Source organism: Streptomyces griseorubiginosus, from assembly GCF_017614965.1.
Lineage (GTDB): Bacteria > Actinomycetota > Actinomycetes > Streptomycetales > Streptomycetaceae > Streptomyces > Streptomyces griseorubiginosus_B.
This window is the reverse complement of record NZ_WVUG01000237.1, coordinates 1-13983: the sequence shown is the minus strand read 5'-3', so window position 1 is coordinate 13983 and position 13983 is coordinate 1. Positions and strand designations below refer to the sequence as shown.

The 13983-nt window shown below is 71.9% G+C and carries 14 protein-coding genes; 9 read left to right on the top strand and 5 right to left on the bottom strand.

What is annotated here, in order from left to right:
• The 3 genes from GRC12_RS32315 to GRC12_RS32305 all read left to right on the top strand — a co-directional run.
• The coding region (locus GRC12_RS32315) for a CAP domain-containing protein (RefSeq protein ID WP_208783098.1) at window positions 1-839 on the top strand (839 nt) is incomplete at its 5' end.
• Window positions 840-903: 64 nt separating this feature from the next.
• Window positions 904-1581, top strand: coding sequence for an AIM24 family protein (locus tag GRC12_RS32310; RefSeq protein ID WP_208783097.1), 678 nt, complete (start codon window positions 904-906; stop codon window positions 1579-1581).
• Between the two features lie 199 nt (window positions 1582-1780).
• Window positions 1781-3409, top strand: coding sequence for a serine/threonine protein kinase (locus GRC12_RS32305; RefSeq protein ID WP_244374100.1), 1629 nt, complete (start codon window positions 1781-1783; stop codon window positions 3407-3409).
• Here GRC12_RS32305 and GRC12_RS32300 read toward each other — a convergent pair.
• Window positions 3401-4843 (bottom strand): serine hydrolase domain-containing protein, encoded by a 1443-nt coding sequence (locus GRC12_RS32300; protein WP_208783095.1) that lies wholly within the window; start codon window positions 4841-4843, stop codon window positions 3401-3403. The two genes, GRC12_RS32305 and GRC12_RS32300, sit on opposite strands and share 9 nt — an antisense overlap.
• 75 nt (window positions 4844-4918) lie before the next feature.
• Between GRC12_RS32300 and GRC12_RS32295 the strand changes: the two genes are divergently transcribed.
• The 3 genes from GRC12_RS32295 (at window position 4919) to GRC12_RS32285 (ending at window position 7847) form a co-directional block, all read left to right on the top strand.
• Window positions 4919-5890, top strand: coding sequence for an LLM class F420-dependent oxidoreductase (locus GRC12_RS32295; protein ID WP_208783093.1), 972 nt, complete (start codon window positions 4919-4921; stop codon window positions 5888-5890).
• Window positions 5891-6016: 126 nt separating this feature from the next.
• Window positions 6017-7042: a hypothetical protein gene (locus GRC12_RS32290; protein WP_208783091.1), complete on the top strand. Its 1026-nt coding sequence runs from the start codon at window positions 6017-6019 to the stop codon at window positions 7040-7042.
• A 94-nt stretch (window positions 7043-7136) separates the two neighbouring features.
• The gene (locus GRC12_RS32285) at window positions 7137-7847 is read left to right on the top strand and encodes a DUF2238 domain-containing protein (RefSeq protein WP_208783089.1); all 711 of its coding nucleotides are present in this window, start codon (window positions 7137-7139) and stop codon (window positions 7845-7847) included.
• Here GRC12_RS32285 and GRC12_RS32280 read toward each other — a convergent pair.
• On the bottom strand, window positions 7768-8241 hold the full coding sequence (locus GRC12_RS32280) for a DUF6328 family protein (protein ID WP_308286685.1): 474 nt from the start codon (window positions 8239-8241) through the stop codon (window positions 7768-7770). The genes GRC12_RS32285 and GRC12_RS32280 overlap by 80 nt on opposite strands.
• Window positions 8242-8428: 187 nt before the next feature.
• Between GRC12_RS32280 and GRC12_RS32275 the strand changes: the two genes are divergently transcribed.
• Complete coding sequence (locus GRC12_RS32275) at window positions 8429-8779, top strand: hypothetical protein (protein ID WP_208783086.1); 351 nt, start codon at window positions 8429-8431, stop codon at window positions 8777-8779.
• 15 nt (window positions 8780-8794) lie between these two features.
• On the opposite strand, the gene GRC12_RS32270 is transcribed toward GRC12_RS32275, so the two are convergent.
• Complete coding sequence (locus GRC12_RS32270; RefSeq protein ID WP_208783084.1) at window positions 8795-9778, bottom strand: aldo/keto reductase; 984 nt, start codon at window positions 9776-9778, stop codon at window positions 8795-8797.
• Between the two features lie 136 nt (window positions 9779-9914).
• On the opposite strand from GRC12_RS32270, the gene GRC12_RS32265 reads away from it, so the two are divergent.
• Together GRC12_RS32265 and GRC12_RS32260 are read left to right on the top strand one after the other, a co-directional pair.
• Window positions 9915-11648, top strand: coding sequence for a cholesterol oxidase substrate-binding domain-containing protein (locus tag GRC12_RS32265; RefSeq protein WP_308286684.1), 1734 nt, complete (start codon window positions 9915-9917; stop codon window positions 11646-11648).
• A gap of 40 nt (window positions 11649-11688) precedes the next feature.
• Window positions 11689-12528 (top strand): alpha/beta fold hydrolase, encoded by an 840-nt coding sequence (locus tag GRC12_RS32260; protein WP_208783083.1) that lies wholly within the window; start codon window positions 11689-11691, stop codon window positions 12526-12528.
• Here the strand turns inward: GRC12_RS32260 and GRC12_RS32255 are convergent.
• Both GRC12_RS32255 and GRC12_RS32250 read right to left on the bottom strand, forming a co-directional pair.
• Complete coding sequence (locus tag GRC12_RS32255) at window positions 12497-13102, bottom strand: TetR/AcrR family transcriptional regulator (protein WP_208783082.1); 606 nt, start codon at window positions 13100-13102, stop codon at window positions 12497-12499. The two genes, GRC12_RS32260 and GRC12_RS32255, sit on opposite strands and share 32 nt — an antisense overlap.
• Window positions 13099-13983: MFS transporter (locus GRC12_RS32250; RefSeq protein ID WP_208783081.1), on the bottom strand; the 885-nt coding region annotated here is incomplete at its 5' end. The genes GRC12_RS32250 and GRC12_RS32255, both read right to left, overlap by 4 nt.

The following is a 13983-nucleotide window of genomic DNA, read 5'->3' as shown; positions in this document are numbered from 1 at the left end:
CCTCCGCACCGCTGCCCTCGCCCACGCGCGCCACTCCGTCAGCGCCCTTCCCACCACCCCGCTCCTCCCCCGACCCGGACGGCTGGCTCACCCTCGTCAACACCGCCCGTGCGACGGCCGGTTGCCCTCCCGTCTCCCCTGATCCCCGCCTTACCACCGCCGCGCACGCCCACGCCGCCGCCATGGCCGCCGCCGGGCGGCTCGGAGTCGAGGCGCCGGACGGCGTCTCGCTGTACCAGCGGGTGACAGCAGCCGGATACCCGTACATCACGGTCGGCGAGCACCTGGTCTCCGGCCCGCGCACCGCCTCCGAGTTCATCGACTACGTGCTGGGCGACGAACAGTCCCGCCGCACGCTGCTCGACCCGGCCTTCACCCACGCGAGCGTCGAACACGCCCGCTCCGGCGACGCCTTCTGGACCGCCGTGTGGGCGAGGCCCTTCACACCCGGCGACCTGACCCGCACGGCCACGGAGGTCGTCGAACGCACCAACCGCGAGCGCGCCGGGGCCGGCCTGCCTCCCCTGGCCGTCGATCCCGTCCTTTCGGCCGCGGCGCAGGCGCACAGCGCCGACATGGTGGCCCGCGCCTTCTACTCCCACACCTCCCCGGAGGGACGTCAGCCCTGGGACCGGGCGGCCGCCGCGGGCTCCACCCGCCGCACGATCGGCGAGAACATAGCCTGCGGTCAGCGTTCCCCGGCCGAGGTCGTGGACGGCTGGATGAACAGCCCGGGCCACCGCGCCAACATCCTCAAGCCCGATTTCACCCACATCGGTGTCGGGTTCGCCGGTGGCGGCCCCAAGGGGACGTACTGGACACAGCTCTTCGGCGCCTGACCACCGAAAACCCGTACCCGTCGTGATCTTGGCGGAATGAACGGCTCCGGGACAGGATGCCCGCATGAAGGGTTCCCTCTTTTCCAGCGAGCACATGGTCCAGCCGGCGACCCAGGCGGGTATGTCGGTCGAGAACGCCAAGTGCATCAAGTACGCGGTCAACGGCGAGATGCTCGCCCGTCAGGGCGCGATGATCGCCTACCGCGGCAGCCTCCAGTTCGAGCGCAAGGGCCAGGGCGTGGGCGGCATGCTCAAGCGCGCGGTCACCGGTGAGGGACTGCCGCTGATGTCGGTGCGCGGACAGGGTGAGGCGTGGTTCGCGCACGAGGCGCAGAACTGCTTCATCGTCGACGTCGACCCCGGTGACGAGTTCACCGTCAACGGCCGCAACGTCCTGTGCTTCGACGCCTCCCTGTCGTACCGGATAGCGACCGTCAAGGGCGCGGGCATCGCCGGTGGGGGCCTGTTCAACAGCGTCTTCAGCGGGCAGGGCAGGCTGGGCCTGGTGTGCGAGGGCAACCCGCTGGTCATCCCGGTCTCTCCGCAGTACCCGGTGTACGTCGACACGGACGCGGTGGTCGGCTGGACGGCCGGTCTGCAGACCTCCCTGCACCGTTCGCAGTCCATCGGCTCGATGCTGCGCGGCGGCTCGGGCGAGGCGGTGCAGCTGATGCTGCAGGGCGACGGCTATGCGGTCGTACGGCCGAGCGAGGCGACGCCGCAGAAGGCCCAGCAGCACTGATTTTCGACGCCGAGGGGGAGTTACCGGCGGGAACATATACCGTCTCGAATTGGGGTCAGGCGTAGGGCACTTCCGGAATTCCCCCAACAGCGCATGAACAAATAGGGGCGCACGCCGGTGAGTTGAGGATGCATTGAACACGCACCGGCGCACTCCTCGTACCTCTTGTGAAAGGTGAGAGCCAGGGGTTCAGCGAGGGATGACCATGGTCAAGGCGCATGTCTTCACGCACGAGTTGGTTGCCGGAAGGTATCGGCTCGTCGACGTCGTCCACCGCGAGGCGAACCGGGTCTGCTGGTACGGCAAGGCCGCCGACGGCGCCGCCCAGCGTCCTTATCTGCTCACCCAGATCGACTTCCGGGCGGACCCTGACAACGATTCCGCGCAGCGCACCACCGCCCGCATCATCCGTATGTCCGAGACGATGGGACAGCTGTGTCCCGGCGCGGTGGCGACCGTCGTCGACGCCGTGGAGGAGAACGGCACCCTGTGGATCGTGACCGAGTGGATCGAGGGCACGCCGCTCGGCGAACTCCTCGCCCAGGAAGGCACGTTCAACTATGTGCGGGCGGCCCGCATCGGCCTGGAGCTGCTGGACGTGCTGGAGGCGGCGCACGGCCAGGGCATCACCCACGGCGAGCTCAGCCCCGGGCAGGTGTTCGTGCGGGACCGGGGTTCGGTCGTGGTCACGGGCTTCGGCCTGGCCGGCGCCACCCTGGCGCCCCGGCTGACGGCGCCGTCGTACGCCTCCCCCGAACAGGCCCGGGACGAGCGGATCGGGCCCGCGGCGGACCTCTGGGCGCTCGGCGCGATCCTGTACACCATGGTCGAGGGCCGCCCGCCGTTCCGGGACCGGGACCGGCCCGAGGCCACGCTGAAGGGCGTGGACCGCCTGCCGCTGCGCACGCCGGTGCACGCGGGCCCGCTCACCCAGACCGTGCTGGGCCTGCTGCGCAAGAACTCCCGGGAACGGCTGACCCGTCCGGTGGTCCGCGAGGCCCTCCAGCGGGTCCTGACCGAGGATCCCGACACGCTCGCGGAGAGCGTGCCCCGGCCCCGGCTGCGCGGCAACTACACCGCCGCCTGGCACGCGGCCCCGCCGTGGGGCAGGCGCGCCATGGCGGCCGGCACCGCCCTGGCCGTGGTCACCGTGGCGGTCGCCGCGCTGGCCGCCACCCACCGGCTGCCCGGCCTCGGCACCTCCTCGTCCGAGAGCGCGCCCCGGCCCTCCCCCTCCCTCTCCGCGCCCGAGAGCCGCACGGACGGCACGACGGCTCCCTCCGCCTCGGCGGCCCCCTCCACGTCCCCGTCGGCGTCGGTGATCTCGCCCTCTCCCTCGGGGTCGCCCTCGGCCTCGGCCCAGCCGCAGGCCTTCGTCCGCTACTCCGCGCCGGAGGGCTTCTCCGTCGACCTCCCCAAGGGCTGGAAGCGGGTGAACACCCATCGTGTGGGCAACCTGTCGTACCGCGTGACCTTCGGCGCGAGCGGAGATCCGCGCACGCTGGCGATCACCTACAGCACCGTCCTCGGCCCCGACCCGGTCGCCGTGTGGCGCGACGACGTCGAGCCGGAGCTGCAGAAGGAGGTCGGCTACCAGCGGATCGGCGAGATCAAGGCGACGACCTACGAGGGCCACAAGGCCGCCGACATGGAGTGGCGCTCCACCGTCGACGGCACCCGGGTGCGCACCTTCGGGCGCGGCTTCCTGCTGGGCGGCGGCCGCGGGTTCTCGCTGCGGTGGACGACTCCGAACGCCGAATGGGACACCTCCGCCAACCAGCAGGCTCTGGCGACCTTCCTGCGGACCTTCAGTCCGTCGTCAGGCTGACGGCCGCGGCGCCCGTAGCGCGCGCAGGGGCGGGTGGTGCAGCGGGGTGGTGTGCCAGCGGGCCGTGAACGTGCGGTCCGAAAGGGTGCACGTCACGGTCAGGCGGTGTGGTGTCTCCAGGAACACGATGTCCACGGCGAGGGTGCCGGCGTCGCTCCAGCCGCCGCTGACCGCGGTGGGCAGCGGCCCGTCGGTGACGCTCCAGCCGGCCCCCAGGCGCAGGTCGAGGGGGTGGCCGTCCTCGGTGAGCCGCAGCTCCCAGCCGCCGTCGGCGGCCGTCACCGTGACCGAGCCCAGCTTCGGCTGCTCGGCGCAGACACCCCCGAGCGGGGTGAACGCGGCACCGGACCATTCCCCCGCGTGCTCGGGCGGTGACGGCTTCCCGGTGACCGGAGGCAGAGAGAGCCGGGCCAGGCGCTCCCGCAGGGCCGTGTCCTCGTGCTCCCCGCCGGACAGCGGCTCCGGTCCGAAGGCCGGCAGCAGATGCTCCCAGGCGAGATCGAGGACCTGCTGCATCCGCTCGGTCGCCGCGGTCGTCGCGATCACCGCGTCGTGCTCGGGCAGCACGAGGCAGAACTGCCCGTAGGCGCCGTCGCCGCGATATCCGTGCCGCGCGATCCAGAACTGGAAGCCGTAGCCCTGCTGCCAGTCCGACAGGGCCCCCTCGGCCGTACCGTCGCCGTTGTCGATGTGCGGGCGCGTGGCCTCGGCCACCCAGCCCTCGGGCAGCAGCCGCTCGCCCTCCCACACCCCGTCCCGCAGATACAGCAGGCCGAGCCGGGCGATGGCGTCGGTGGTGGCGTGCAGCCCGCTGAAGCCCAGTTCCCGGCCGCTGCGGTCCTGCAGCCAGGCCACCTCGCCGATGCCGAGCGGGTCCAGCAGCCGCGGACGGAGGTACTCGGTCAGCGGCTGCCCCGTGACGCGCTGCACGATCGCGGCGAGGGTGTAGGTCGCGGGCTGGTTGTAGGCGAACACGGTCCCGGGGTCGCGCTCGGGCGGCACCAGCAGGAAGCCCCGCACCAGTTCGTCCGGGTCCTTGGCGAACGCTCGCTCGAAGGTCTCGTCCTCGTGCCCGCTGGCCATGGACGCCACGTGCCGCACCAGCATCGCCCGGCTGCGCGGGTCGGTGATGTCGGCCTCGAACTCCGGGAAGTGGGAGATCACCGGGTCGTCGAAGCTCAGCAGGCCCTCACCGGCGGCGATCCCGGCGGCCGTCGCGGTGAAGCTCTTGCTGAGGGAGTACAGCAGGTGTGGGCGCCCGGGCGTGTACGGTGCCCACCAGCCGGCGGCCACCAGGCGGCCGTGCCGCAGGATCATCAGGCTGTGCGGCTCGATCTCGGGATCGGCTTCGAGGGCGTCGAGGAAGGCGTGGACGCCGGTGGCGTCGACGCCCTGGGCGGCGGGGGTACTGGACGGCAGGGGTCTGGGGCTCATGAGGGCATCCTGCCTGGTGGGTCGCGCCGGATCGAGAGGCCGTTTTCCGCCGCCGGTGCAGGGGACTCGGACGTCATGGTACGAATCGGATACACGATGATGACCGAGCAGGCCGGCCCTCGTGAACTGGTCGACCACGTGGTGCGGGCCGAGCAGGCCGGTTACGACTTCTCGGTGACCTCGGACCACTACTTTCCGTGGCTGCGCTCGCAGGGGCACTCGCCGTACGCGTGGAGCGTACTGGGCGCGGCGGCCCAGGCGACCTCGCGCATTCCGCTGATGACCTACGTGACCTGTCCGACGGTCCGCTACCACCCGGCGGTCGTGGCGCAGAAGGCGGCGACGCTGCAGTTGCTGTCCGAGGGCCGCTTCCGGCTCGGGCTCGGCGCCGGCGAGAACCTCAACGAGCATGTGGTGGGCGGCGGCTGGCCGTCGGTCGACGTGCGCCACGAGATGCTGGAGGAGGCCGTCGAGATCATCCGGGCGCTGTTCGCGGGCGGCCATGTCAACCACCGCGGCACGCACTTCGACGTGGAGTCGGCCCGGCTGTGGGATCTGCCGGACGAGCCGCCGCCGATCGGTATCGCCGTCTCCGGCGAGCAGTCCTGCGCGCTGGCGGGCCGGCTCGCCGACCTGGTGATCGCCACCGAACCCAAGGCCGGGCTGCTGGAGTCGTTCGACCGGCACGGCGGCGAGGGCAAACCCCGGGTGGGTCAGCTGCCCGTCTGCTACGACCCCGACCGGGACACCGCGATCAAGCGCGCGCACTCCCAGTTCCGCTGGTTCGGCAGCGGCTGGAAGGTCAACTCCGAACTGCCGCACCCGGACGCGTTCGAGGCCGCGACGCAGTTCGTGACTCCGGACGACGTCGCCGCGTCGATCCCGTGCGGCGACGACCCGGAGGACTTCGTCGAGGCCGTACGGCCGTATGCCGAGGCCGGGTTCGGGGAGATCGCGCTGGTGCAGATCGGCGGCGAGTCGCAGCCGGCGTATCTGGACTGGGCCGAGAAGACGCTGCTGCCCGCGCTGCGGGACGCGTTCGGCTGACGCGGCGCGCGCCACCACCGACGCCTCACAAAGCGACGTCAACGGGTGCATATAGGCTGCCGGTCTGCACTTCCGCAGTCCGACCGGCTTTTGCAGTCCGACCAGCTTTGCACAGGAGAGTCATCGGTGACACTGGCGATCGACCCCGCCGAGACGTCCGAGCCGTCCCCCGCGCCCCTGTCCGACCTCGTGGCGCGGGACGCGCGCGAGTTCGGAGTCTACGCGCGGACCGGTGGCTGGGCCTTCGGCTTGATGGTGGCGCGCAGCGTACGGCCCGGCGGTCAGGGCGCACAGGAGACGGCGAAGGTGTCCGCGAAGGAGTTCGCGGAACTGGCGGGCTGCTCCCCGGAGCGCGTGATGCGCTACTACAAGGCCTGGGACCGGGCCGCCGACGACGGCATGGTGCCGCACTTCGAGGCGCTCGCGCCGGGCCAGGACGTGGAACTGCCGGACGCCGACGTGTGGCTGCGCTACTACGTCTCCCGCGACAGCGCCACCTCCGAGCGCGGCACCGCCATCGCCGAGGCCGCCGAGGCCGAGGGCATCCGGCCCACCAAGGCGCTGGAGGTCGCCGAGAACCCCACCGCGCTGCGCGCCGCGATCCTCGCCGACCCCTCCACCGCCCGGGCGGCCCGCCGGGCACTGCTCGACCGGGTGCGCGAAGACCCGGAGCTGCAGGCCGAGTTGGCGCGGGACGTGGTCCGCACGGACGATCTGAAGAAGGCCGTCGCCAGCGAGAGCAGGTCGGCCGACCGGATCGGCTACGTGCGCCAGATCGCCGAGTCCGGCCAGGTCAGGACGCCCGCCGGGCAGACCATCGACGCCCCGGCCGACCTGCGCCAGGAGGCCGAGCGGCATCTGTCGCTCATCGACGAGCTGGAGGACGACGAGGACACCGGCGACTGGGCCACCGAGGCCTACGACACCATGAAGTCCCTGGTCGCCGAGGCCGTGGAGGCCGATCCCGAACTGCGCGTCCAGGAACGGCGCACGAAGTTCTACAGCAGCCTGCAGAAGGCCACGAAGGCCTTCGAGGAGCTCACCTTCGACGACGTCCAGGACTTCGTCGAGGACGACATGGTCCAGCGCCTGGAGGAGCTCCAGCAGGCCATCACCGGCTGCCTGACGGCGTTGCGCGGCGCGAAGGGCTGAGCGTCCTTCCCCCCAGGCGGCGCTGAGTAGCCGTACTCATGCCGCCGCTCCCCCGCTCGGCCAGCATGGGGGCTCCTGACCAAGAGGAGCCCCCATGACCGCTGTTGTGCACTCCCCCGTCCCCCGCCGGCATCTGCCCGCCGTGGCCGCCACCGTCGTTGTCGTCGGCATGGCCCTTTCGGCCTGGGGCGCGCGGGAGCGCGGGACCTGGTTCCTGGAGACGGTGTGGGTGCTCGTCGGGCTGCCGCTCGTGGTGCTCGCCTGGCGGCGTTTCCCGCTGACGAACCTGCTGTGCTGCCTGCTGGCCGCGCACGCCCTTGTCCTCGCGGTGGGCGGCCACTACACCTACGCGCAGGTACCGCTCGGCGACTGGGTGCGGGACACCTTCGGGCTGGCCCGCAATCCGTACGACCGCTTCGGACACCTCATGCAGGGCTTCGTCCCGGCGGTGCTGGTGCGGGAGCTGCTCTGCCGCACCTCACCGCTGCGGGGCAGCCGCTGGCTGGCGCCGCTGACCGTGTGCGCCTGCCTCGCCTTCAGCGCCGTCTTCGAAATGCTGGAGTGGCTGGCCGCGGTGGTCGGCGGGCATTCCGCGGACGCCTTCCTGGCCACCCAGGGCGATGTGTGGGACACCCAGTGGGACATGTTCTGCGCGCTGATCGGCGCCACCGTCTCGGTGCTGGTCCTCTCGCGCCTTCACGACCGCCAGCTCGGCGCGCTCGCCCTCACTTCGGCGCATGACGGCGCCGCGTCCACATCGGGACCACGAACCAGCACAGGGCGTACCACGCGACGACTCCGGTGACGATCCACGGCACGGCCTCGTTGTGGGTGGCCACCCGCAGGATCAGCAGCAGGGAGGAGGTCATCGTGGCCAGCAGCAGGAGCAGGCCGACGAAGGTCATCCGGGAGGCCCACTCGACGGCCTCGGCCTTGACCCTCTGTCCGGAGACCAGGCGGTGCAGGGAGACCGGCCCGATCAGCGCCCCGGTCGCGGCGGCGCCCAGCACCACGGTCACGATGTAGATGGTCTTGTCGGTGTCCTCCAGCGAGGCGTACTTCTGCTGGAACACGACGGTCAGCAGGAAGCCGAAGAGGATCTGCACCCCGGTCTGGGCGACCCTGACCTCCTGGATCAGGTCACCCCACTTGCGGTCGGCCCTCTCCTCGTCGGTCTCGTGCCGCCCCCACTCGTTCACACCTGGCTCGTTCTCCGTGGCCGGCACTGTTCCTCCCGGCGTCTTCGACCCGTACACCGTCGTCTTCCGTGTTCCCGCAAAGTGCGCGATTGATCGTCCCCGGGACGAACCGCCGCTGTTTGGGCGATCACGGGACGGTTACACGGAGGCCATGGTGTACGACGACCAGCGGAGGGATCCGACGCCCATGTCCGGTACCGAGCTCACGGTCACCCTCAGCGGCGCCACCGCCGCCGACGCACGTGCGGTGGTGCGGGTCCTGGAGCCCGCCTTCGGGCAGGCGAAGGAGGAACCACCCGCGGACGAGGACGTCACGGTCCACACGGCACGGTTCGCACACGATCCCGCGGACCGGCCGGACGCGCCCGCGTCGGGCGGCCCGGGCCATCTGTCCGGGGCGGTGACGGTGACCGTGCAGGGCGCCCCGGATGCGGTGGCGCTGGCGCGCGAGTCGCTCACCCACGCCTTCACGGCCCAGGACCAGGGCTCGGTCTCCGGCGACCAGGAGCAGGAGTGGCAGCTGCTCCTGGAGCCGTGACCGGTTCCCCGGGCGCTACCAGCGGGCCTCGACCTGGTCCTTGATGCGGCGATCGTAGAGGTCGCGGATCGCGCCGAGCGTCTGCTCGGACAGTTCCGGCAGCTTGGCCGCGGCCGCGTTGGCGCGGGCCTGCTCGGGTGAGCGGGCGCCGGGGATCACGGTGTTCACGCCCGGCTGCTGGATGATCCAGCGCAGGGCGAGCTGGGCGGGGGTGTATCCCTCGGGCACCAGGGCGGAGAACTCGGCGGCCGCCTCGACACCGGTCGTGTAGTCGACGCCGGAGAAGGTCTCGCCGACGTCGAAGGACTCGCCGTGCCGGTTGTAGGTGCGGTGGTCGTTGGCGGGGAAGACGGTGTCCTTGGTGTACTTGCCCGACAGCAGCCCGGAGGCCAGCGGGACGCGGGCGATGATGCCGACGCCGGCCTCCCGCGCGGCCGGCAGCACCTCGCGCAGCGGCTTCATGCGGAACGGGTTGAGGATGATCTGCACGCTCGCCACACCCGGCCGGGCGATCGCGGTCAGCGCCTCGGCGCAGGTCTCCACGCTCACCCCGTACGCGGCGATCCGCTCCTCCTCGACCAGGGTGTCGAGGGCGTCGAAGACCTCGTCGGTGGAGTAGACGGGCGTGGGCGGGCAGTGCAGCTGCACGAGGTCGATGCGGTCGACGCCCAGATTGCGCCGCGAACGATCGTTCCAGGCGCGGAAGTTGTCGAGGACGTAGTTCTCCGGGAGCTGCTCGACCCGGCGGCCCATCTTGGTGGCGACCAGCACATGCAGGTCCGGCCGGCCGGCGAGGAAGGCGGCGATGGTCTGCTCGCTGCGCCCGTCGCCGTAGACGTCGGCGGTGTCGAAGAAGGTCACCCCCGACTCGGCCGCCGCCTCCAGCACCGCGAGGGCTTCCTTGTCGTCGACGTCTCCCCAGTCGGCGCCCAGCTGCCAGGTCCCGAGACCGACGACGGATGCGTGCTGACTCGACCTACCGAAAGTGCGCTCGTCCATGACGTCAGTCTGTCATCCGTGACACCGGTGCGCGGAACGGGCCGCTCCGGTGCAGCATGTGGAGATCATTCACTCACATGGGTGACACGCAGCAACAGCGGGTCGACTCGTGTCAACCGCCGCCTAGCGTGTCCCCGTGACAGATCGTTCAGTGAGCAACCACCCCTCCGTCGCTGCCGATGACCCGTCCTTCAGCCGCCGCGGCTTTCTGCTGTCGGCCGCCGCGCTGGCCGCCGTCCCCGTCCTGATCGCGGCCGATCCCGCGGTCGCGGCCGAGGAGCTGCCGGACTTCCCCGAGGACGTCGACCTGTACCGCTCGGCGTACCGCAACTGGGTCGGCGAGATCACCGCCGACGGACTGTGGGCCTGCGCGCCGACCGACCCCGAGCAGGTGCCGGACGTCGTCAACTGGGCCTGGCGGCACGGCTGGACCGTCCGCGCCCGGGGCTCGGCGCACGGCTGGTCACCGCTGACGATCACCGCGGGGACGCCCTCGGACGCGAAGGTCCTCCTCCTCGACTCCGCCCCGCACCTGACCGGCCTGTCCCTCGACTCCCCCACCGCCGTCCGAGCCGGCACCGGAGTCACCCTGGAGGCCCTGCTCAGCTACCTCGAACAGCACGGGCTCGGTGTCACCGCCGCCCCCGCTCCCGGCGACCTCACGCTCGGCGGCGCCCTGGCCATCGACGCGCACGGCACGGCCGTACCGGCGCAGGGCGAGAGCCGGCTGCCGGGGCACACGTACGGCTCGCTCAGCAATCTGGTGCTGTCGCTGACGGCGGTCGTGTGGGACGAGGGCGCGGGAGCGTATGTGCTGCGTACGTACCACCGCGACGAGGCGGACTGCGCCGCCCTGCTCACGCATCTCGGCCGCTCCCTGGTGACCGAGGTCGTGCTGCGGGTGGGGGCCAATGTGAACCTGCGGTGCGTGAGCCGTACGGACATCCCGGCCGCGGAACTGTTCGCGGCGCCCGGGTCCGACGGACGCACCCTCGCGAGCTTCCTCGAACGGGCGGGGCGGGTGGAGGCGATCTGGTTCGCCTTCACGGAGTTCCCCTGGTTCAAGGTGTGGAGCGTGGCACCGACCCGGCCGCTGACCTCGCGGCGCGTGACGTCGCCGTACAACTACCCCTTCTCCGACAACGTCCCGACCGTGGTCGCCGACCTGGTGGGGCGCATGACCTCGGAGGCGGCCTGGTATCTGGCCCCGGAGCTGGGCACCGCGCAGTACACCGTGGCCGCTGCCGGACTCACGGCGACGTTGTCGGCCGACATCTGGGGGCCGTCGAAGAACACGCTGCTCTACATCCGGCCCACGACCCTGCGGGTGACCGCCAACGGGTACGCGGTGCTCACAACCCGCGCCCAAGTGCAGCGCGTGGTCAGCGAGTTCACCGCCTACTACCGCGAGCGGCTGAGCGCCTACGCGGCCGTGGGCCGCTTCCCGGTCAACGGCTCGGTGGAGATCCGGATCACCGGCCTGGACGATCCCGCGGACGCCGAACTGGCGGGCGCCCGGGCCCCGTTGCTGTCGGCGCTGCGGCAGAGCGCGGCACATCCCGAGTGGGACACGGCCGTATGGCTGGACGTGCTGACGCTGCCCGGCACGCCGCACGCGGAGGCGTTCCTGCGGGAGTTGGAGCGGTTCCTGCTGCGCACCTACGACGGGGAGCACGCGCTGACCCGGGTGGAGTGGTCCAAGGGCTGGGCCTACACGGACGAGGCCGTCTGGAGCGACGCCGAGGTACTGGACACGGCCGTGCCCGCCTCGTTCGGCGAGTCGGCGTGGGGTCAGGCGGCGGGCATCCTGGACCGGCTCGACCCGCACCGCGTCTTCGCCAACCCCTTCCTCGACCGGCTGCTGCGTTAACCGGTTGCCCCGCGCGGGCGCCGCTGCGAGGCTGCCGATCATGCCTGCCTTCATCGCGCCCGACGGGACCGAACTCGCCTACCACGTCCGCGGGGAGGGCCCGCCGCTGATCTGCCTGCCGGGCGGCCCTATGCAGGCGTCCGCCTATCTGGGCGACCTCGGCGGCCTGTCCGCACACCGCCGACTGGTGCTGCTGGACTTCCGCGGCACCGGTGAGTCCGCCGTGCCCGAGGACCCGGCGAGCTACCGCTGCGACCGTCTGGTCGATGACGTGGAGGCCCTGCGCGAGCACCTCGGCCTCGACACCGTGGACCTCCTCGGCCACTCCGCCGGCACCAACCCGGCCCTGCTGTACGCCACCCGGCACCCGGACCGCGTCGCGAGACTGGTGCTGGTGACGCCGAGCATGTCGGCCGTCGGCATCACGGTCCCGCCGGAGATCCGGCGCCGCACCGCCCAGCTCAGGCAGGAGGAGCCGTGGTTCCCGGTCGCCTTCGCCGCCCTGGGGGACATCACGGCCGGACGCGCGACGGCCGACAGCTGGGACGCCGTCGCGCCCTTCCTGTACGGCCGTTGGGACGAGACGGCACGCGCCCACCACGCCGCCGGAGCCGCCCAGAAGAACCAGCAGGCGGCGTCCGTCTTCGCCGCGGACGGCGCCTTCGACCCGGACGCCACGCGCACGACCCTCGCGGGGTGCACCGCACCGACGCTCGTCCTGGCGGGGCAGGTCGACCTCAACTCCCCCTCCCCCGCCGTCTCCGAGCTCGCCGCCCTCTTCCCGAAGGCCGAGTTCGTCGAGGTGTCCGGCGCCGGGCACTTCCCGTGGCTCGACGATCCGCAGGTGTTCACGGCCGCGACGGCGGGGTTCCTGGCGTGAGGTGCTGCTGTACGACGGGGGCGTACCGGTCGACCACGTCGTCCAGGTCCGCCGCGCGCACGTGGGTGCCGCGGGCGATGCCGTAGACCACGCCCAGGCCGAGCAGGGCGGCGACGGCGAGTTCGGCGCGCAGGCCCGCGTCGGGGCCGGTGAGGCGGGCGGTGAGGCGCTCGGTGACCTGGGTACGGAAGTTGGCGCGCAGGATGTCGCCCTGTTCGCCGTGCAGGGGCGCGAAGACGATCCGCAGCAGCGGGTCGGCGCCCTGCCGGGACTGGCCGAAGAGGACCAGCCGGACCATGTGTCGGCCCAGTTCCTCCAGCGGGGCGTCCAGCAGGGCGTCCGCGTCGGCCTCGAAGGACATCACCCGGGCGAACAGGGCGTCCTTGTTGCCGAAGTACTTCAGGATCAACGGCGGGCTGACACCGGCGCGTTCGGCGACCGCCTTCAGCGTGATGTCGGCGTGGGCGTGCCGGGCCAGCAGATGGCGGGCGGCCTTGAGGATGGCCGCCTTGGTGGCCTCGGCGTCGCGGCGGGCGGGAGCGGAGGCGGTGGGGGGAGTGCTCACGACACTCATGCTCCCTCCAGCGCCTCGTCCCGTGAGCCCCGGGTGCGGCCGCGGGCCCGGCGTGTCCCGCCGTCGGCGGAGTCGCCGGGGATGGTCAGCGCCGTCGCGGCGGCGGCCAGCGCGATCGCGCCCGCCATCGCGAACGCCATCAGATAGCCGTGCAGGGTCGGCACCGGCAGCCCGCCGACCGGGCTGGTGTGGTGCACCAGGACGGCGGCGACAGCGGCGCTGGAGGTGGCCTGGCCGATGGTGCGCATCAGGACGTTGACGCCGTTGGCGGACGCGGTCTGCTCGGCCGGGACGGCGCGCAGGATCAGGGTGGGCAGGGCCGAGTAGGCGAGGGTGGTGCCGGTCGACACGACCGTCGCGCCCAGGATGATCATCCACAGGTCGCGGCTGTCGGCGATGCGCACCACGTAGCCGCAGGCGATGACCGCGGCGCCGAGCGCGAGTGTGATCCGTGGGCCGCGCGCCGCGGAGATGCGGGCCGAGACGGGGGAGAGCAGCAGCATGGTGACGCCGCCGGGCAGCAGGCACAGACCGGTCTGCACGATGGAGAGCCCGAGGCCGTATCCGGTGGCCTTGGGCGCCTGGACCAGCTGGGCGGTCACCAGGGAGTTGGCGTAGAAGGCGAATCCGGTGAGCAGGGCCGCCACATGGGGCAGGCCCACCAAGGGCCGGGAGACCAGCCGCAGGTCCACCAGCGGCCGTTCGGCGCGCAGCTGCTGCCACCACCACAGCGCCATGATGAGGACCGCGCCGGCGAACAGGCCGTGCTGCGCCGCAACGCCACCGACTCCCTGGTCAGCCTGGGCCGCCGCAACCAGAACCTGGTCCGTCGGCAGATCAGCTTCATCAACAAGCTGGAGCACGAGGACGCCGACCCGGCC

What these genes read in the sequence shown, in the direction of transcription:
- GRC12_RS32305 (WP_244374100.1), top strand. Translation starts at nt 1,781, where the DNA reads ATGACCATGGTCAAGGCGCATGTCTTCACGCACGAGTTGGTTGCCGGA.
- GRC12_RS32255 (WP_208783082.1), bottom strand. Translation starts at nt 13,102, where the DNA reads ATGAGTGTCGTGAGCACTCCCCCCACCGCCTCCGCTCCCGCCCGCCGC.
- GRC12_RS32260 (WP_208783083.1), top strand. Translation starts at nt 11,689, where the DNA reads ATGCCTGCCTTCATCGCGCCCGACGGGACCGAACTCGCCTACCACGTC.
- GRC12_RS32310 (WP_208783097.1), top strand. Translation starts at nt 904, where the DNA reads ATGAAGGGTTCCCTCTTTTCCAGCGAGCACATGGTCCAGCCGGCGACC.
- GRC12_RS32295 (WP_208783093.1), top strand. Translation starts at nt 4,919, where the DNA reads ATGGTACGAATCGGATACACGATGATGACCGAGCAGGCCGGCCCTCGT.
- GRC12_RS32270 (WP_208783084.1), bottom strand. Translation starts at nt 9,778, where the DNA reads ATGGACGAGCGCACTTTCGGTAGGTCGAGTCAGCACGCATCCGTCGTC.
- GRC12_RS32275 (WP_208783086.1), top strand. Translation starts at nt 8,429, where the DNA reads ATGTCCGGTACCGAGCTCACGGTCACCCTCAGCGGCGCCACCGCCGCC.
- GRC12_RS32285 (WP_208783089.1), top strand. Translation starts at nt 7,137, where the DNA reads ATGACCGCTGTTGTGCACTCCCCCGTCCCCCGCCGGCATCTGCCCGCC.
- GRC12_RS32300 (WP_208783095.1), bottom strand. Translation starts at nt 4,843, where the DNA reads ATGAGCCCCAGACCCCTGCCGTCCAGTACCCCCGCCGCCCAGGGCGTC.